We start from the raw sequence: 18280 nt of genomic DNA, 5'->3' as shown, positions 1-18280 counted from the left end.
CTTGACCGATCGAAGACAAAGGGCTGGACCTCGCGTCCAGCCTTTTTGTATATTGACGAGGAATGGGGCTTGAATTCATCGCCAAGTCCTCGTATGTGACCCCCGTCGCGCCAAGCGCGATTTATGCGGTTGTAGCTCAGTTGGTTAGAGCGCAGGTTTGTGGCACCTGAGGTCGGAGGTTCGAGACCCCCCAACCGTACCATCTCCCCCACACGATGAAATCATTAGAGTTGCTACGGCGGGGTCTGGAACATCGGATCTGTTTGGGAGGTGTATCCACGAGGGACTGGCGCGCTCATGGGTTGCGCGAAATCAGGGACGACGGAAGCTTATTCTGTACGAGTCCGACTATGTAAATCGGCTCGCCCGGAATGGCATAAGGTAGCGACTACTAAGCTCCCTCGACGGCAAGCCTCTTGGGGTATGCAAACGGGCTTCGGTCCTGCTCTTCAAGTGTGGGGAGTCCAAGTAGAGACCTTTGTCGTCGTGGAGGTGTTTTCTCTCTTGTGCTACGATAAGCGCCTAGAAAGTCCCGGACGAGCTTATCGACCTTTCGATTGATCTCCTGGAAAAACGGGACGTCGTTGCAAAACCAATAATGCTTTCCCCATCCGTCAATGACTCCTTCAATTTTTTTGAGGGTGCCAATAACGGTATTGGTTTTCTTGAGAGTCTTGCCATCCTGAACTGCGAAGAGGGCTTTTTTGCTTTCTACGAAGGCGCTCTCCAAGGATGTGAGGAAGCGTCTTTGGGCAGCAGTGCTTGGACGGATAATCCCTGGCTTTACCTCCACACCCAGGAAAACAAATCCGACTTTCAGGGAGATCGCGCCTTTTGAAGACTTTTCAGGAGACAGTTCCATCCCGAGAGTCTCGAGAAGTGCCGTCGCCTTTCTGAGCCTTGCATTGGCGGCTTTAGCGGTAGGCGCTAAGACAATGAAGTCGTCGATGTACCGGATGCAGCGGCAGTCTCCGTCGTTCATCTGCTGATCAAAATCGGCTAGGATGATATTGCCCAAAAGCGGTGACAGGGAATTCCCCTGCGCGACGCCGATGTCTTGAATCGGGAAGTCCTCAGCTTTCTCGCGAAGCATCGCCATGTTCGAAAGTTCAGTGGTGATCGCCTTCTCGATGAAGTCCACGAACAGGTCGTCGTTTACCGCCGACCTGATGATGGTGAGAACGCGCGACTTCGATATCTTTGTGAAAAATGACCTGATATCGGCTGCCACATAGAACTGCGCGCCATCCTCTATAGACTTCAGGGCTTCTTTTATAGCCGCTGGGACGGCGGTTGGATTGTCCCGCTTGTTCTCGTCCGCAACGATTTTACGCCTAAGGCCACCGAAACTGTGGGGCGTTTCCACGTAAGCTTTTATCGCGGGTACGGTTAGAAGAACGTTGAGGACAGCGCGCTGAACAATTCTAGCTTCCACAGACGCCAGCACTAAGGGCCGAAACTTGCCTGTTTTGCCTCCCCGAGAATCCAGCTTCGGGAGTGGGATTCCTTTTGATTGCCCGAACTCGAACTTACCGCGCGACAACCGATTGCAAAGAGACCGAATCTTAGCGCCGGAATCCTCCGCAAAGTCCGCGATCTCCTTGCGAACTGTATCTGATTGTGACGTTCGCGCATTCTCTTGAATAACGCGCCACGCATTTTCGATGTTATCCTGTTTCCAAACAGCTTTAAGAAGGGATGACGTCAAAGGCGTCCTTAGGGTCCTGTTGGTAAGCCTGACCCGTCCGACGGCTCCTGTTCCCCGCAGCGTGACCTTTCGGCCCGTTCCGCGCGACGCGTACGGCAACTCTCGTTGTCGCATCGCCGTGGCATTGACCCTCGGTCCCGACGGAAATGACGCCCGCCGCGAGTCCTGCCAGAGACAGCCCGATCAGAGTCAGAGACTTGCGTCTCCGCCGACCGGCCCGCGCCGAGTTGGCACGTTTTTGCATGTCATGCTCGTCATCCTCTCTTCCCGGCAAGGCTACGCTTTTTGGCCTGCCTGACAAGGTCGAAGACGCATCCGGCTCCGGCCCGCCCGTGAAATAAATGCTACTAGCCGCCCAACAGGTACCCTTGATGGTAAAGGTTACAGCTAAAGATATCGTCTCGGACGTGTCGGTCCTGTTCCCCGCAGCGTGACCTTTCGGCCCGTTCCGCGCGACGCGTACGGCAACTCTCGTTGTCGCATCGCCGTGGCATTGACCCTCGGTCCCGACGGAAATGACGCCCGCCGCGAGTCCTGCCTAAAGCTCAGATTCGGTACACTATTAACGTGCGATTGCTGCGTCAATATTCAAGCAAGGACTGCGCGCAGTCTTCCACATTTAATTCCGTTGGCCGCCAGTCATCGGTCTGAGCTCCCAGCCGTGCCATCTCCCCCACACGATCAAAACGAAAACCCGGTTCCCGACCTTTCGATGGAACCCATGCCGCCTCACGCCGTTCTCCAAGTTAACGGGAGAATATGCATGTCGAAAACCCTTCTCTACGGCGCGACGAAAATCGACGAGACCAACAGCGCTTATGCGCCGGTCGAAAGCCTTGCTGCCTTCCAGTGGAAGAACCGCGTCTTCGTCATCTTCGCCGACAAGGACAATGCCCGCGCCGCCCGCCAGGAAAATCAGTTGTTGGCCAACCGCGCGGCCCTCGACGAGCGTGACATGGTGGTGCTCAAGATCTCAGGCGCAGCTGTCCGGCAGGTTTTCGGTGCAGCGCACGGTCTCGACGGCGAAGCCATCCGCCGCGATCTGGAAGTGGCGGAGATCGGGGAATTCGCCGCCTTCCTTGTCGGCAAGGACGGCACGGTGAAGCTCAAGCTCAGCGAGCCGATCACCGATGGCGAGCTTTTCGCCATCATCGACAGCATGCCGATGCGCGCTGCCGAATCGCTGAAGCCGGACAGATAATCCCGGCCGAATGTCAGTTTAATTGAACATTGTGAAAAGGGAGGCGGTCATGTCCGTGCCCAACGAACCTATTCCCGATCAGCCGCCGATGCCGGCACCCGGCTGGAGGCCGGTGCCGCCGATCACCGAACCCGAGCCGGATAGGCTCCCTGACGAGGCGCCGGTTCCCAATCCCGATGAGAACGACGAGCCGGCAAGGCATGTCCGCGGCGTTTAAAGAAAGATCTGCCGTTCGGCGCTGACGAGTTCCTGCAGGAAATCGACGACGCTCCTGACGCGCACGAGGTCGCGCGCCGTTTCGTGATAGGTCGTCCAGTAGGCCCGCCTTATCGAAACCTCAGGCAGGATGCGCTGGAGTTCGGGATATTGCCGGGCGATATAATCGTGGAGGATGCCGACGCCGGCGCCTGATCGCACCGCTTCCGTCTGCCCGATCGACGTCGAGATCTCGAAGCTCGCATCCCAGCTACGCATCACCGCGCCGGAGAAATTCAGCGAGGCGGTGAAGATCAGGTCTTCGACATAACCGATGCGTGGATGCGCCTTCAGCGCGTCGATATCACCGGGCGTGCCCCGGGAGGCGAGGTAATCGCCCGAGGCATAGAGGCCGAGCGTGTAGTCGGTGAGCTTGGACGAGACGAGCCGGCCCTGTTCGGGCCGTTCCAAAGTGATGGCGATATCGGCCTCGCGCTGCGACAGCGAGAAGGAGCGTGGCACCGGTACAAGCTGGATCTTCAGCGCCGGATGGCGCTCGATCAGCCGGCCCATGCGCGGCGCAAGAAAGGAAACACCGAACCCATCCGGCGCGCCGACGCGCACCGTCCCGGCAATCGCCGTATCGGTGTGGCCGAGCTTGGCTTGCGCGGCGAGCATTTCCGTTTCCATCCGCTCCGCCGATGCCAGGAACACTTCGCCTTCGGCCGTCAGCTCGCAGCCATTCGTGCGGCGAATGAAAAGCCGCGTCTTCAATGCTTCTTCCAGCGAGGTCAGTCGACGCGAGAGCGTGGCGTGATTAAGCCCCAGCCGCTTCGAGGCGGCAAGGATCTGCCCGGTGCGGGCGACGGCGAGGAAAATCCGGACATCGTCCCAATTCATGGTTTGGCCCGCATTGCAATCGGATCGACCTCGATCAGCGTCAGCGATGTCACCATGCCGGCCGTCTCGCTCTTGTATTTGAGGAAATGCGGTGTCCGCAGATGGGCCTCGTAAGCCGGCTGGTCGGCATAGACTTCGAGAATTCGGATCCGGTTTGGATTGTCCCTGATGGCAACAGCGCTGAGCGAAAGGACGCCGTCTTCCAGCGCGACCGAGGCCTCGATTTCTTCGGTGAGCAATGCGCGATAGGCTTCAAGCCTGTCCGGATCGATCTCCAACTCCGCCATTCTGACGACAGGTTCCCAGCGCATCGGTTTACCTCTCCTTGGATTTGACTTGTCTGCATGTCGTGCCAAATTTGAAGCAGCAGCGTCGGGCACATCGGCAGAGCTACAATATACGCACAACGGTTACTTATATCAGCGCATTGATTTGTGCAAATTGAAGTGCGACTGTGGGTCATCAAATAACAGGAGGAACATCCCATGCATGAGATCGGTCATTTCATCGGCGGCAAGCAGGTTGCGGGCACCAGCGGCCGCGTCAGCAATGTCTATAATCCGGCAACGGGCGAAGTGCAGGCGACGGTCGCGCTCGCAAGCGTCGAGGAATTGCGCGCCGCCGTCGAAAATGCCAAGGCAGCGCAGCCGAAATGGGCCGCCACCAATCCGCAGCGCCGCGCCCGCGTCTTCTTCAAGTTTGTCGAACTCCTGAACAAGCACATGGACGAGCTTGCCGAAATGCTCTCCAAGGAGCACGGCAAGACGATCGAGGATGCCAAGGGTGACGTCATCCGCGGCCTCGAAGTCTGCGAATTCGTCTGCGGCATTCCGCATTTGTCCAAGGGTGAGTTCACCGAGGGCGCCGGGCCGGCGATCGACATGTATTCGATCCGCCAGCCGGTCGGCATCGGCGCCGGCATCACCCCCTTCAACTTCCCCGGCATGATCCCGATGTGGATGTTCGCCCCGGCGATCGCTTGCGGCAATGCCTTCATCCTCAAGCCCTCCGAGCGTGATCCTTCCCTGCCGATCCGTCTTGCCGAACTGATGATCGAGGCCGGTCTTCCCGCCGGCATTCTCAACGTCGTCAATGGCGACAAGGGTGCCGTCGATGCGATCCTCGCCGATCCGGATATCGGCGCCGTCTCCTTCGTCGGCTCGACGCCGATCGCCCGCTACGTCTATGGTACCGCGGCGATGAACGGCAAGCGCGCCCAGTGCTTCGGCGGCGCCAAGAACCACATGATCATCATGCCGGACGCCGATATGGATCAGGCCGTCAACGCGCTGATGGGCGCAGGCTACGGCTCGGCCGGCGAGCGCTGCATGGCGATCTCGGTTGCCGTTCCGGTCGGCGAGGACACCGCCAATCGCCTCGTCGAAAAGCTGATCCCGAAGATCGAATCGCTGCGCATCGGCCCCTACACCGACGACCAGGCCGACCTCGGCCCGCTCGTCACCAAGGACGCTTATAACCGTGTTCGCGGCCTGATCGACCGCGGCGTCGAGGAAGGCGCCAAGCTCCTCGTCGACGGCCGCGACTTCAAGCTCCAGGGTTATGAAGACGGCTACTTTGTCGGCGGCTGCCTGTTCGATCACGTCACGCCTGAGATGGACATCTACAAGACCGAGATCTTCGGACCGGTTCTCTCCGTCGTTCGCGCAGAGAACTACGAAGAGGCGCTGTCGCTGCCGATGAAGCACGAATACGGCAACGGCGTCGCGATCTACACCCGTGACGGCGATGCCGCCCGCGATTTCGCCTCGCGCATCAATATCGGCATGATCGGTATCAACGTTCCGATCCCGGTTCCGCTCGCCTACCACTCCTTCGGCGGCTGGAAGGCCTCGAGCTTCGGCGACCTCAACCAGCACGGCACGGACTCGATCAAGTTCTGGACGAAGACCAAGACCGTCACCGCCCGCTGGCCCTCCGGCATCAAGAGCGGCGCCGAATTCGTCATGCCGACGATGAAGTGATCTGAAGGATAGATCGATCTGTAATTCGGGGGCCTTTTTGGCCCCCGTTTTGTTCGATCTGTTGGAACTGAAGTTCGGCGCCTGGAGCAGGATTTGACGTCGCGGCAAATGGCCTCATAAGCTGAATGCGAATTTCATATTTTGGAATTGTTCAAAACTACCAAACCGCCTATATAGGTCCGAACAGGCACGAGTCAGGAGATCGGCATGCGGTTGACGAAGCAGACCAACTATGCGGTTCGCATGTTGATGTATTGTGCTGCCAATGACGGGCACCTGAGCCGGATTCCAGAAATCGCCAGGGCTTACGGCGTTTCCGAGCTCTTCCTTTTCAAGATCCTTCAGCCGCTGAACAAGGCAGGCCTGGTTGAAACCGTGCGCGGTCGCAATGGCGGCGTGCGCTTGGGCAAGCCGGCGGCCGACATCACGCTCTTCGACGTCGTTCGGGTGACGGAAGACAGTTTCGCCATGGCTGAATGCTTCGAGGATGACGGCGTGGTCGAATGCCCGCTGGTCGACAGCTGCGGCCTGAATTCGGCGCTGCGTAAGGCGCTCAACGCCTTCTTCGCGGTGCTGTCGGAATATTCCATCGACGACCTGGTCAAGGCGCGTCCGCAGATCAATTTCCTTCTCGGAATTACCGGCGAGCAGCCATATCGCAAACCGGCGATCGTTGCGCCCGCCGCCTGAATTTAAACAGCAGGACAGAGTTTTGAAACCGCGGTTGCCCCGGCAATCGCGGTTTTTGTTTTGCCGCGTCTCGCGGGCTCGGCAAGAGATAAACATCCACGCGTAGCAGGCGAATCCGATCGATCGCGACACGCTTAAGAGGCGCAATTATCCAAAATACGACGAATTTCGGGACGTTTTTATCCGAATATGTCCGAATGAGGCTGATTTTTGACGGAAAATTTCTAAAATTGACCAAGTGGAAAAATTTTCTGCGTAGCCCGTTGCTTTCAGTAGATAAATATCGTTCCATCGACCGTCGATCGGGATGCCAATCTTCGGTCTCCAGACATCAAAAAAGAACAACCGGGAAACAATATTATGAAAAAGATCTCTGTCATGCTGGCAGCGACGGCCCTGATTTCGGTCATGGCGACGTCGGCCTGGTCCAAGACCCTTGTTTATTGCTCCGAGGGCTCGCCGGAAGGCTTCGACCCGAGCCTCTATACGGCAGGCACAACCTTCGACGCGTCGTCGCGCACGGTCTATAGCCGCCTCGTCGAATTCAAGCATGGCGGCACCGAGATCGAGCCGGGCCTGGCTGACAGCTGGAGCGTTTCGGCCGACGGCACGCAATACACCTTCAAGCTTCATCCCGGCGTCAAGTACCAGACCACCGACTTCTTCACGCCGACGCGCGATTTCAACGCCGACGACGTCGTGTTCTCCTTCGAGCGCCAGCTGAAATCCGACAACCCGTGGAACAAGTATGTCGAGGGCGGTTCGTACGAATACGCCGCCGGCATGGGCTTCCCGGATCTGATCAAGTCGGTCGAAAAGGTCGACGACCTCACCGTCAAGTTCACGCTCAACCATCCCGAAGCGCCGTTCCTCGCCGATTTGGCCATGGATTTCGCCTCGATCGTTTCCAAGGAATATGCCGACAAGCTTGCCGCCGACGGCAAGATGGCGCAGCTCAACCAGCAGCCGCTCGGCACCGGTCCCTTCACCTTCGTCGCTTACCAGCCGGATGCCGTCATCCGCTACAAGGCCAACGAAACTTATTTCAAGGGCAAGGAAAAGATCGACGATCTGGTTTTCGCCATCACCTCTGATGCGGCTGTCCGCGCCCAGAAGCTGAAGGCCGGCGAATGCCACCTGATCCCCTATCCGAATGCCGCCGACGTTCCCGAACTGAAGAAGGATGACAAACTGACGGTGATGGAACAGGCCGGTCTCAATGTCGGCTTCCTCGCCTACAACACGCAGATGGCTCCGTTCGACAAGCCGGAAGTTCGCCGCGCCCTCAACATGGCGATCAACAAGCAGGCGATCATCGACGCCGTCTTCCAGGGTGCGGCCGCCGTTGCCAAGAACCCGATCCCGCCGACGATGTGGTCCTATAACGACGCTGTTCAGGACGACAAGTACGATCCGGATGCCGCCAAGAAGGCTCTTGCCGATGCTGGCGTCAAGGATCTCAGCATGAAGATCTGGGCAATGCCGGTGTCGCGTCCGTATATGCTGAATGCCCGCCGTGCCGCTGAACTGATGCAGGCCGACTTCGCCAAGGCTGGCGTCAAGGTCGAGATCGTCACCCATGAATGGGCCGAATATCTGAAGCTCTCCTCCGACGTGAAGCGCGACGGCGCCGTCATCCTCGGCTGGACCGGCGACAACGGCGACCCGGATAACTTCATGGATACGCTGCTCGGCTGCGACGCCGTCGGCGGCAACAACCGCGCTCAGTGGTGCAACAAGGAATACGACGAACTGATGACCAAGGCCAAGCTGACCGCCGATGTCGGCGAGCGCACCAAGGCCTATGAGCAGGCGCAGCTGATCTTCAAGAAGGAAGCCCCCTGGGCGACCCTCGATCACTCGCTCGTCTTCGTTCCGATGAGCAAGAAGGTCACCGGCTTCTTCATGGATCCGCTCGGCATTCACCGCTTCGACGGCGTCGACGTTTCCGAATAACCAGAATAATGTAAGAATGCCCGGCAGAGCTGGGCGCAGCCGGCGGTCAGGAGCTCCTGACCGCCGGAAACTATTGGACATCTGCCATGTTGCGTTTTTTCATCGGCCGCTTTGCGGTGCTGATCCCGACATTCCTCGGCGTTTCCCTGATTGCCTTCTCCTTCATCCGCATGCTTCCCGGCGATCCCGTCATGCTTCTGTCGGGTGAACGCGTCATGGCGCCGGAGCGTCATGCCCAGATCATGCATGATCTCGGCTTCGACCGGCCTGTGTATGTGCAGTATTTCGATTATCTCGGAAAACTGCTGCATGGCGATCTCGGTACTTCGATCGTCACCAAGCGGCCCGTTCTCGGCGAGTTCCTGACGCTGTTTCCGGCGACGCTGGAACTTTCGCTCTGCGCCATCATCCTCGCCGTCTGTCTTGGCGTGCCCGCCGGCATCTTTGCCGCCGTCAAGCGAGGCACCTGGTTCGATCAAAGCGTGATGGGTGTTGCCCTGATCGGTTATTCCATGCCGATTTTCTGGTGGGGCCTGCTGCTGATCATTTTCTTCTCCGGTTATCTCGGCTGGACGCCTGTTTCCGGCCGCATCTCGCTGATGTATTTCTTCAAGCCGGTCACCGGCTTCATGCTGATCGACAGCCTGCTGTCCGGCCAAAAGGGGGCGTTTTCTTCCGCCGTTAGCTATCTCATTCTGCCGACCATCGTGCTGGCGACCATCCCGCTTGCCGTCATCGCCCGCCAGACGCGCTCGGCGATGCTCGAGGTTCTGGGTGAGGATTATGTCCGCACCGCGCGTTCGAAGGGCCTGAAGCCGCTGCGCGTCGTCGGCGTGCATGCGCTGCGCAATGCGATGATCCCCGTCATCACCACCATCGGTCTGCAGATCGGCGTTCTCCTTGCCGGCGCCATCCTCACCGAGACGATCTTCTCCTGGCCGGGCATCGGCAAATGGATGGTCGATTCAGTCTTCAAGCGCGATTATGCCGTGGTCCAGGGCGGTCTTTTGCTGATCGCCGGCGTCATCATGATGGTCAATCTGATTGTTGATGTCCTCTACGGCTTCATCAATCCGCGCATTCGTCATTAGGAGCGGTCCATGAGCACGGTCACCGTCAAAACCGGCCAGCCATCCGCTCTCGCGGAATTCTGGCACTATTTCTCCCGCAACAAGGGCGCCGTCATCGGCCTCGTGGTTTTCACCATCATCCTGGTCGTCGCGGTCTTCGCGCCGCTGTTTGCGCCGCATGAACCCAACGAGCAGAACCGCCAGGTGCTGCTGGCCGTGCCATCCTGGATGGAAGGCGGCAGCATCTCGTTCCCGCTCGGAACGGATGCCGTCGGCCGCGATATTCTCTCACGACTGATCTACGGCGCGCGCTTCTCGCTCTTCATCGGCGTGGTCGTCGTCGCGCTTTCGGTCATCTCAGGCGTGCTGATCGGCCTCGTCGCCGGATATTTCCGCGGCAAGGTCGATACGGCGATCATGCGCCTGATGGATATCATCCTGGCCTTCCCGTCGCTGCTGCTCGCCCTCGTGCTGGTCGCCGTGCTCGGGCCTGGCCTTACCAATGCGATGATCGCGATTTCCCTGGTCAACCAACCGCACTTCGTGCGGCTGACGCGCGCCTCGGTCATATCGGAGCGCGAGAAGGAATATGTCATCGCCTCGCGTGTTGCCGGTGCCGGCACCTTCCGATTGATGTTCAAGACCATCCTGCCGAACTGTCTCGGGCCGCTGATCGTTCAGGCGACGCTCGCCTTCTCGGCGGCGATCCTCGATGCTGCCGCTCTCGGCTTTCTCGGCATGGGCGCCCAGCCGCCGACACCCGAATGGGGAACCATGCTAGCCGAATCCCGTGAGTTCATCTCGCGCGCCTGGTGGGTGGTAACTTTCCCGGGTCTTGCCATCCTCATCACCGTTCTCGCCATCAATCTGATGGGGGACGGCCTGCGCGATGCGCTTGACCCCAAGCTGAAGAGGTCATGATGCCACTCCTCGAGATTGAAAATCTGACCGTCGAATTCCAGACATCCTCCGGTCTTTTCCGCGCTGTCGACCGCGTCTCGCTTGCCTGCGACAAGGGCGAAATCCTGTCGGTCGTCGGTGAATCCGGCTCGGGCAAATCCGTCGCCATGCTGGCGCTGATGGGGCTTCTGCCCTGGACGGCGAAGATCACCGCCGACCGCATGCAGTTCGACGGCCAGGATCTGCGCGGTATTTCCGGCCGCCAGCGCCGCAGGATCGTCGGCAAGGACATGGCGATGATCTTCCAGGAGCCGATGTCGAGCCTCAATCCGTGCTTCACGGTCGGCTTCCAGCTCGGCGAGACCCTGCGTGTTCACATGGGCCTCAACCGCAAGGAGCGCCGCGAACGCTCGATCGAACTCCTGAACCTCGTCGGCATTCCGGCGCCGGAAGACCGGCTGGCGAACTTCCCGCATCAGATGTCGGGCGGTATGAGCCAGCGCGTCATGATCGCCATGGCGCTCGCCTGCAATCCGAAGCTGCTGATCGCCGACGAGCCGACGACCGCGCTCGACGTGACGATCCAGGCGCAGATCCTCGATCTGCTCGTTCGCCTGCAGAAAGAGCAGGGCATGGCGCTGGTGCTGATCACCCACGACATGGGTGTCGTTGCCGAAACCGCCGAGCGTGTGCAGGTGCAATATGCCGGGCAGAAAGTCGAGGAGCAGCCGGTGAAGGCGCTGTTTCGCGATCCGCACCATCCCTATACCGCGGCCCTGCTGGCCGCCCTGCCGGAACGCGCCGAAGTTGGCCAGCGTCTTCCCTCGATCGCCGGTGTCGTTCCCGGCCAGCACGGTCGCCCGACAGGCTGTCTTTTCGCCCCGCGCTGCGGCTACGCCACGGTCGAATGCGATCGCGGTGTCGTCCGTCAGGGGCCGGAGCTTGGGCTGGCGCTGTGCAACTATCCTTTGAAGGACGGCAAGCCGCTCGGCCATCCCGGCATTATGGCCGTTGAAACTGCAGGAGATCTCGTATGACGGGCGCCGTTCTCGAGGGCAGGGATCTCGCCCGCTTCTACACCGTCAATCGCGGGCTCTTCAAAGCCGATGCCACCGTCAGGGCGCTGAACGGCGTCAGCTTCAGCCTCCATTCTGGCAAGACGCTCGCCGTCGTCGGTGAATCCGGCTGCGGCAAGTCGACGCTCGCTCGCCTGGTCACCATGATCGAGAACCCGACGTCCGGCGAATTGCTGATCGACGGCAAGCCCGCCCATGTCGGCGACCGCAGCCTGCGCAGCCAGGTGCAGATCGTTTTCCAGAATCCCTACGGCTCGCTCAACCCGCGCCAGAAGGTCGGCTCGATCCTCGAAGAACCGCTGAAGATCAACACCGATCTCAACGCCGCCGCCCGCCGCCGCAAGGTGGAGGAGATGATGGCCCGCGTCGGCTTGCGTCCGGAGCATCACGGCCGCTATCCCCATATGTTCTCCGGCGGCCAGCGCCAGCGCATCGCCATTGCCCGCGCTTTGATGCTGCGGCCGAAGGTGCTGGTGCTCGACGAACCGGTTTCGGCGCTTGACCTCTCGATCCAGGCGCAGGTGCTGAACCTGTTGATGGATCTGCAGAAGGAGATGGGACTTGCCTATCTGTTCATTTCGCATGGCCTGTCCGTCGTTCATCATATCGCCGACGAGGTGATGGTGATGTATCTCGGCCGGCCGGTGGAAACCGGTCCCGCCGCCGAGGTCTTCGCCCGGCCGCGCCATCCCTATACGGCAGCCTTGCTGTCGGCGACGCCGATCGCCGATCCCGACCGCGCCAAGAACCGCATCCGCCTGCAGGGTGAACTGCCTTCGCCGCTGAAGCCGCCGTCGGGCTGCCACTTCAATCCGCGCTGCTGGAAGGCGCAGGAGCATTGTCGCCAGGTCTCTCCCGAATTAAGCGGAGAGGGTGCGCAACAATATGCCTGTCACTTTCCGCTCGATTGAGCGGCAAAGCCAATATCCAGGAGAAAGCATGCAGGGTGAGCAGATGAACGAGCCGCATGCGATCATCGTCATGGGGGTCAGCGGCTGCGGCAAATCCTCCGTCGGCGAAAAGCTCGCTGAGGCTCTGCACCTGGCCTTCGTCGAAGGCGATGCGCTGCATCCCGCCGCCAATGTCGAGAAGATGTCGAAGGGCATTCCGCTGACCGATGAGGACCGGATGCCCTGGCTCGACCGCATCGGCGAAGACATGAAGGCCTCGCTTGCGAAAGGCGAGGGCATCATCGTCTCCTGCTCGGCGCTGAAACGCATCTATCGCGACAGGCTGCGAGCTGCGGCCGGCGGCAACCTGTTCTTCGTCTATCTCGAAGGCTCCAGGGAATTGCTGACGAAACGGATGGGCGAGCGCAAGGGCCATTTCATGCCGGTGTCGCTGCTCGAAAGCCAGCTGGCGACACTCGAGGCGCCGACAGGCGAGCCCGGTGTCGTCACCGTTGATATCGACGACACGATCGACGGCATCGCAGTCACGGCGCTGAAGGACCTTGCCTCCCTCGGCGTCACGGATTGAAACGCTGCGGCGAATAGGCGGCGATATCGATGAACGGCGTTTCGCCGGTGATGAGTTCGGCAAGCACGCGGCCGGTCACCGGCCCGAGCGTCAGCCCGTGATGGGCATGGCCGAAGGCGAACCACAGGCCCTGATGGCGCGGCGCCTTGCCGATAACAGGCATCATATCCGGCGTGCAGGGCCGGGCGCCCATCCAGGGTTCGGGATCGAGCCTCTCTCCGAGCGGGAAAATCGTGCGCGCCACGGCCTCGGCCCGGTCGAGCTGGACCGGCGTCTTCGGAGCATCGAGCGTTGCGAACTCCGCGCCTGTCGTCAGGCGGATGCCGCGCCGCATCGGCGCCATGAGATAGCCGCGTTCGGCATCGAGCATCCAGTTGTTGAGCACGGCATCGCCCTTGGCGGCATAATGCATGTGATAGCCACGCTTGACGCCGAGGGGCAAGGAATAGCCGAGCCGGCGTGTCGCAACCGCCGCCCAGGGGCCGAGCGCCAGAACCGCATCGTCGGCTTCGAGTGCGCCTTCCCCCGTCATGATCTTCCAGCCGGAACCGAACGGGCCGAGCGAGGCGGCGTCGCCTGTGACGAACCGGCCGCCGAGGCTTTCGAAATAGCGGCGATAGGCCGATGTCAGCGCATGCGGATCGAGCACCGACCAAGGATCGCGCCAGCGGATGCCGCCGGCGAAATCGGCTGATATATCCGGTTCCATGCGGGCGATATCGGCCGAAGTCAGGCTGTCATACTCCACCCCGAATTCATTCTGCCACAGTGCGGCCTCTGCAAACGCCTGGTCACGCTTGGCCCCAGTCCGGAAAATCTTTATCCAGCCATCTCTACGGATCAGCGTTTCGGCCTGCGCCGCCTCGATCAGGTCCTTGTGTTCGGCAATCGAATTTTCGATCAGCGGCGCGTAGGCCCGGGTGATGACCGCGTGGCGCCGCGCATTGGAATTCCACCAGTAGCGGGCGAGAAAGCCGAACTGGCTCGGCAGCGTGCGCAAGTGATAATGCGCGTCGATGCGGTTATTTGCGGCATAACGCATGAGAAGCCCGAGCTGCTGAGGAAAGCCGTAAGGCATGACGCCTTCGCGCTGGATCAGGCCGGCATTGCCGAAGGAGGTTTCGCTGCCCGGATCCTTGCGGTCGATCAGCGTCACCTGCCGGCCGCGCCGCTGGAGATGGATGGCCGCCGACACCCCGACGATGCCGGCGCCGAGCACGATTGCGTTCTTCGTCATTACCCCTGCATTCCGCTTTGTCTATCGAGGTGAAAATGCCCGTGCGGATACCGCCGCGCAAACGAAAAATCGCATTCATTTCAAAATCATTGCGTCTTTCAGTGCGGCATTTTCAGCCTTCACCCGGATATAGAGGACCAACGCGTTGAGAAGCGAAAAGCCGATCGCGTAAAACGGCAGTCCGAAGGCCAGCGGAAGGGCGGCGATCTCGCCGACAACGATCGCGTAGTTCGGATGCTGGAAGAAGCGATAGGGGCCCGATGTCACGAGCGGCGCGCCGGGCAGGACGATAATGCGCGTCGTCCAGCGGCCCCTCAGCGTTGCCAGCACCCAGAGCCGCAGCGCCTGCAGCCCCATGAACACGGCAAACCAGAAGGGTTCGACCGGCCTGCCTGGCGCAAGCAGCCAGAGCCCGATGATCCAGCCGGCATGCAGCGCCACCATGACGGGATAGTGCTCCGCCGCAACCTCTCTGGCGCCTCTGGCGATGAGGGCAGCAGTGTTGCGCCGGGCGAGCGCCAGTTCCGCCAGCCGCTGCGCCGTTACGAAGGTAAGCAGCGCGATCGACGGCCACATCATGCCGTCCTCCTCAGCGTCACGCAGCTGGCCGAAAAGCCTGGCCCCATGGCAATCATCGCCGCGCGCGCCGGCAACCCGGCACGGATCGCCCGTTCCAGCACGAACAGGATGGTCGGCGACGACATGTTGCCGTAGTCGGCAAGCACCGCACGCTCGTGATCGAGCGAGCCCGGCGCCAGCGAAAGCGCGCTCTCCATCGCCGCCAGCACTTTCGTTCCGCCGGGATGGCAGATGAAACGGTCGATATCTGCAGGCTTAAGCCCGTTTCGCGCCAGAATGGCGGTCACCGCCGGGCCAAGCTCGCGCTCGGCGAAGGGTGGCAGCGATTGCGCCAGCACGATGCCGAAGCCACCGTCGTCGATCTTCCAGCCCATGATGTCGAGCGTATCGGGGAAGAGGTGTTCGCCGGTCGATTCCACTTCCGCCAGCCCGCCTCCGCCTGACCGGAGCACGCAGGCGGCAGCACCGTCGCCGAACAGCGCTGTCGCGATGATATTCGGCCGCGTCAGCTCGTCCAGCCGGAAGGCGAGCGTGCAGAGCTCGATCGAGACGAAAAGCACGACGGCGCCCGGCCGGCCTCGCGCCAGCCGCGCGGCGATCGCAAAGCCCGACACCCCGGCAGCACAGCCGAGCCCGAACACCGGCACGCGCTCGATATCGGCTCTGAAGCCCATCCGGCGGGCCATCTGCGCATCGAGGCTCGGCGTCGTAAAGCCGGTGGAGGAGACAGTCACCACACAGTCGACATCACCGGCATCAAGCCCTGCCTGACGAAGGGCAGAGGTGGCGGCCTCGACGAAAAGTCCGCCCGCTACCTCCGCATAGGCCTGCATCCGGTCCTGCCAGCCATGCGGCTCGTCGAACCAGGCAAGCGGACGTGCCGCATGGCGCTTTTGAATGCCGGCGCTGTCGAAGACGCGGGCAAGATGGCGGAAATCCTCGAAACGGTCGGCAAACAGCCGGCCGGAGGCTTCGACCGCCTCTTTCTGGAAAATGACATGTTCGGGTGCGGCGACGGCGAGGCTGACGAGTTTTACGGTATCGGTCACTAAATTCTCCTTGTCGTTCCCGGCGTAACGCTGAGAACACCCGGTTTCGACGATCTATTCGGCCTCGGTGGCTTCACGAAGCCGTGATGGAGAAAATAGGGAGGCCGCCGAATAAAGCGCGGGGCAGCGGTGTTTTCTCCTCGCAACGTCACTTTCGAGGAGTTTTCCCATGACGATCATGACAGTCCGTATTGCTTCCGTCATTCTCGGCGGCTGCCTTGCCGCTTCCGTTTTCTCCGGCCCGGTCTTGGCAGCCGGCAATGACAGCAGCACGATGCCGACCTGCAAGAAGGGTGAGATCTACGACCAGAAGACCAAAAAATGCGTCAAGCAGCAGAGCGCCAACGTTTCGGACGAGAACCGCACCGACTACGCCTATTCGCTGGCCAAGACCGGCCGCTATGAGGAGGCGCTTGCCATGCTCGACACGGTCAAGGACCAGAATACGGCCGAGGCGCTGAACTATCGCGGTTATGCCACCCGCAAACTCGGCCGCACCGACGAGGGCATCTCCTATTACCTCAAGTCGGTGAAGATGGACCCGCAATACGCCAAGGTCCGCGAATATCTCGGCGAAGCCTATGTCATCAAGGGTCAGCTCGACCTCGCCAAGGATCAGTTGAACACCATCAAGACGATCTGCGGCACCGCTTGTGAGGAATATCAGGATCTGAACGCCGCCATCATCGACCCGACGAAGATCTGATTGGCCGGCACCGGCGGGAAACGGAACCAAGAAAGGCGAGCCGAATGTCTGTCGCGCGTACCGCATTTCCTGCCTATAGTCGCGCGAGAATGGAATCGCCGGTTCGTCCGGCGGTTTCGAAAAATGCAGGATCGGCGGAGGCGGCCATCGCCAGCGAAGCGGATATCAGGAGCGGCCTGACGGAAAATCTGGCAAGGCTCTGGCGTTATGGTCTTGTTCTCTCGCATCAGCGTGATGTCGCCGACGACCTGGTGCAGGCGACCTGCGTTCGCGCCCTGGAGCGCGCCGATCAGTTCATAGCCGGCACCCGGCTCGATCGCTGGCTGTTTTCGATCCTGCACTCGATCTGGCTGAACGAGATCCGTTCCCGCCGGGTACGCCAGGGCCAGGGTTTCGTCGATGCCCGGGAGACGCTGACCTTCGACGGCGCGCATGCCACCGAAACGCAGGTGATGGCGGGTCAGGTGCTGAAACGGGTGAATGCGCTGCCCGAAGCACAGAGAACGGTGGTTTTCCTCGCCTATGTGGAAGGGCTTTCCTATCGCGAGGTGGCAAGCATACTGGATATTCCGATCGGAACCGTGATGAGCCGGCTGGCGGCTGCCCGCGCCAAGCTCTCCGGCGATGGCCTGGAAGGGGGACGGCAATGAACACCAAGCAAATCATTCCCTCCGACGAGGAGCTGACCGCCTTCATCGACGGCGAACTGACGGCCGAAGAGGCCGCGCGCATCGAGACCATGGTGAAGGAAGACGAGAGCGTCGCCGAGCGGCTGGAATTCCTGTCGCGCGCCAGCCTGCCCTTCGAGCAGGCCTTCGCCCCGCTGCTCGCCGAAGCCCCACGCCAGAAGCTGGAGACGGTGCTCGCCGCCATCCCCGCGGCTAACAGCACAAAATCCGGCTCCACACCCACATTCGCCAGCCGTCGCCGCTTCCTCGGCGCACTTACCGCCTCGCTCATTGCCGGCATCGCCATCGACCGCGCTTTTATCGGCATCGGCAGAGGCTTTTCGGCAAGGGACGAAAACAGCGAATGGCGCGCCGTGGTCGCCGACTATATCTCCCTCTATACGCCGGAAACGCTGGCCGGCCCCGTTCCCGCCAGAGACGTCCAGGCCGCCCAGCTCGGCTCACTCGACGAAAAGCTCGGCCTATCGCTCTCCCCCGAAGCCGTCTCGCTTCCGGGCATCGATTTCAGCCGCGCTTTGCTGCTGCAATATGACGGCAAACCGCTCGCCCAGATCGCCTACCTCGACCCCGAAACCGGCCCGATGGCGCTCTGCGTCGTCAGATCAGAGGCAGGCGCCAAGGCACCGGATTTGGAAAGCCGCAAGGGCATGAATGTCATCTACTGGTCGAACGCGACGCACGCCTTCATGCTGATCGGCCATGCAGCGGCGGACAGGATGACGGCGATTGCCGACGAGGTGCGGGGGAGGGTGACGGCCTGACCTTGATCAAACCGCCGCAGAGCGTTACGGTCTTGAGGTCGCCTTAGTGATCGTCGGACCCAACGTTACCTTTGAGAACGAACCGCGACGGACTACTCGTTC

The 18280-nt window shown here is 60.8% G+C and carries 19 protein-coding genes and 1 tRNA gene; 14 read left to right on the top strand and 6 right to left on the bottom strand.

The window, feature by feature from the left end:
* Window positions 1-125 precede the first annotated feature (125 nt).
* Window positions 126-202, top strand: a tRNA-His gene (locus RCCGE510_RS20755).
* Window positions 203-391: 189 nt separating this feature from the next.
* Here RCCGE510_RS20755 and RCCGE510_RS20750 read toward each other — a convergent pair.
* On the bottom strand, window positions 392-1708 hold the full coding sequence (locus tag RCCGE510_RS20750; RefSeq protein WP_007633198.1) for a reverse transcriptase domain-containing protein: 1317 nt from the start codon (window positions 1706-1708) through the stop codon (window positions 392-394).
* A gap of 763 nt (window positions 1709-2471) precedes the next feature.
* On the opposite strand from RCCGE510_RS20750, the gene RCCGE510_RS20745 reads away from it, so the two are divergent.
* Together RCCGE510_RS20745 and RCCGE510_RS35235 are read left to right on the top strand one after the other, a co-directional pair.
* The gene (locus RCCGE510_RS20745; protein ID WP_007633197.1) at window positions 2472-2909 is read left to right on the top strand and encodes a DUF4174 domain-containing protein; all 438 of its coding nucleotides are present in this window, start codon (window positions 2472-2474) and stop codon (window positions 2907-2909) included.
* Between the two features lie 49 nt (window positions 2910-2958).
* A complete protein-coding gene (locus RCCGE510_RS35235) occupies window positions 2959-3126 on the top strand; it encodes a hypothetical protein (RefSeq protein WP_007633196.1) in 168 nt (55 codons plus the stop codon).
* On the opposite strand, the gene RCCGE510_RS20740 is transcribed toward RCCGE510_RS35235, so the two are convergent.
* Together RCCGE510_RS20740 and RCCGE510_RS20735 are read right to left on the bottom strand one after the other, a co-directional pair.
* On the bottom strand, window positions 3123-4004 hold the full coding sequence (locus RCCGE510_RS20740) for a LysR family transcriptional regulator (RefSeq protein WP_007633194.1): 882 nt from the start codon (window positions 4002-4004) through the stop codon (window positions 3123-3125). The two genes, RCCGE510_RS35235 and RCCGE510_RS20740, sit on opposite strands and share 4 nt — an antisense overlap.
* Window positions 4001-4315: a putative quinol monooxygenase gene (locus RCCGE510_RS20735; RefSeq protein ID WP_007633193.1), complete on the bottom strand. Its 315-nt coding sequence runs from the start codon at window positions 4313-4315 to the stop codon at window positions 4001-4003. The genes RCCGE510_RS20740 and RCCGE510_RS20735 overlap by 4 nt, the downstream gene beginning before the upstream one ends.
* Window positions 4316-4489: 174 nt before the next feature.
* Between RCCGE510_RS20735 and RCCGE510_RS20730 the strand changes: the two genes are divergently transcribed.
* The 8 genes from RCCGE510_RS20730 to RCCGE510_RS20695 all read left to right on the top strand — a co-directional run bounded on the left by RCCGE510_RS20730 (window position 4490) and on the right by RCCGE510_RS20695 (window position 13157).
* On the top strand, window positions 4490-5986 hold the full coding sequence (locus RCCGE510_RS20730) for a CoA-acylating methylmalonate-semialdehyde dehydrogenase (RefSeq protein WP_007633191.1): 1497 nt from the start codon (window positions 4490-4492) through the stop codon (window positions 5984-5986).
* A gap of 207 nt (window positions 5987-6193) precedes the next feature.
* Window positions 6194-6676 (top strand): iron-responsive transcriptional regulator RirA, encoded by a 483-nt coding sequence (rirA, locus tag RCCGE510_RS20725; RefSeq protein ID WP_003588420.1) that lies wholly within the window; start codon window positions 6194-6196, stop codon window positions 6674-6676.
* A gap of 360 nt (window positions 6677-7036) precedes the next feature.
* Window positions 7037-8632, top strand: coding sequence for an ABC transporter substrate-binding protein (locus tag RCCGE510_RS20720; protein WP_007633190.1), 1596 nt, complete (start codon window positions 7037-7039; stop codon window positions 8630-8632).
* Between the two features lie 86 nt (window positions 8633-8718).
* Window positions 8719-9723, top strand: coding sequence for an ABC transporter permease subunit (locus RCCGE510_RS20715; RefSeq protein WP_007633189.1), 1005 nt, complete (start codon window positions 8719-8721; stop codon window positions 9721-9723).
* A gap of 9 nt (window positions 9724-9732) precedes the next feature.
* Entirely contained in the window at window positions 9733-10623 is an 891-nt protein-coding gene (locus tag RCCGE510_RS20710) for an ABC transporter permease subunit (protein WP_007633188.1), read from the top strand.
* A complete protein-coding gene (locus tag RCCGE510_RS20705) occupies window positions 10623-11639 on the top strand; it encodes an ABC transporter ATP-binding protein (protein ID WP_007633187.1) in 1017 nt (338 codons plus the stop codon). The genes RCCGE510_RS20710 and RCCGE510_RS20705 overlap by 1 nt, the downstream gene beginning before the upstream one ends.
* Entirely contained in the window at window positions 11636-12589 is a 954-nt protein-coding gene (locus tag RCCGE510_RS20700) for a peptide ABC transporter ATP-binding protein (protein WP_007633185.1), read from the top strand. Before RCCGE510_RS20705 ends, RCCGE510_RS20700 begins: the two co-directional genes overlap by 4 nt.
* A gap of 28 nt (window positions 12590-12617) precedes the next feature.
* Entirely contained in the window at window positions 12618-13157 is a 540-nt protein-coding gene (locus tag RCCGE510_RS20695) for a gluconokinase (protein WP_007633183.1), read from the top strand.
* Here the strand turns inward: RCCGE510_RS20695 and RCCGE510_RS20690 are convergent.
* The 3 genes from RCCGE510_RS20690 to RCCGE510_RS20680 all read right to left on the bottom strand — a co-directional run bounded on the left by RCCGE510_RS20690 (window position 13147) and on the right by RCCGE510_RS20680 (window position 16022).
* Complete coding sequence (locus tag RCCGE510_RS20690; protein WP_007633181.1) at window positions 13147-14394, bottom strand: FAD-binding oxidoreductase; 1248 nt, start codon at window positions 14392-14394, stop codon at window positions 13147-13149. The two genes, RCCGE510_RS20695 and RCCGE510_RS20690, sit on opposite strands and share 11 nt — an antisense overlap.
* 75 nt (window positions 14395-14469) lie before the next feature.
* Window positions 14470-14973 (bottom strand): isoprenylcysteine carboxylmethyltransferase family protein, encoded by a 504-nt coding sequence (locus RCCGE510_RS20685; RefSeq protein WP_037079354.1) that lies wholly within the window; start codon window positions 14971-14973, stop codon window positions 14470-14472.
* Window positions 14970-16022, bottom strand: a complete 1053-nt coding sequence (locus tag RCCGE510_RS20680; protein ID WP_007633177.1) for a type III polyketide synthase — start codon at window positions 16020-16022, stop codon at window positions 14970-14972. The genes RCCGE510_RS20685 and RCCGE510_RS20680 overlap by 4 nt, the downstream gene beginning before the upstream one ends.
* Window positions 16023-16191: 169 nt before the next feature.
* On the opposite strand from RCCGE510_RS20680, the gene RCCGE510_RS20675 reads away from it, so the two are divergent.
* Genes RCCGE510_RS20675 through RCCGE510_RS20665 form a run of 3 tightly spaced genes read left to right on the top strand, consistent with a single transcriptional unit; the run spans window position 16192 to window position 18178 of the window.
* Complete coding sequence (locus RCCGE510_RS20675) at window positions 16192-16728, top strand: tetratricopeptide repeat protein (RefSeq protein WP_007633175.1); 537 nt, start codon at window positions 16192-16194, stop codon at window positions 16726-16728.
* Window positions 16729-16772: 44 nt separating this feature from the next.
* Entirely contained in the window at window positions 16773-17378 is a 606-nt protein-coding gene (locus tag RCCGE510_RS20670) for an RNA polymerase sigma factor (protein ID WP_037079350.1), read from the top strand.
* Window positions 17375-18178 carry a hypothetical protein gene (locus tag RCCGE510_RS20665; protein WP_007633160.1) on the top strand — a complete coding sequence of 268 codons (804 nt, stop codon included), beginning with the start codon at window positions 17375-17377 and terminating at the stop codon, window positions 18176-18178. Before RCCGE510_RS20670 ends, RCCGE510_RS20665 begins: the two co-directional genes overlap by 4 nt.
* Window positions 18179-18280: the final 102 nt, after the last annotated feature.

Source organism: Rhizobium sp. CCGE 510, from assembly GCF_000292525.1.
GTDB lineage: Bacteria > Pseudomonadota > Alphaproteobacteria > Rhizobiales > Rhizobiaceae > Rhizobium.
This window is presented reverse-complemented; position numbering and strand designations above follow the sequence as displayed.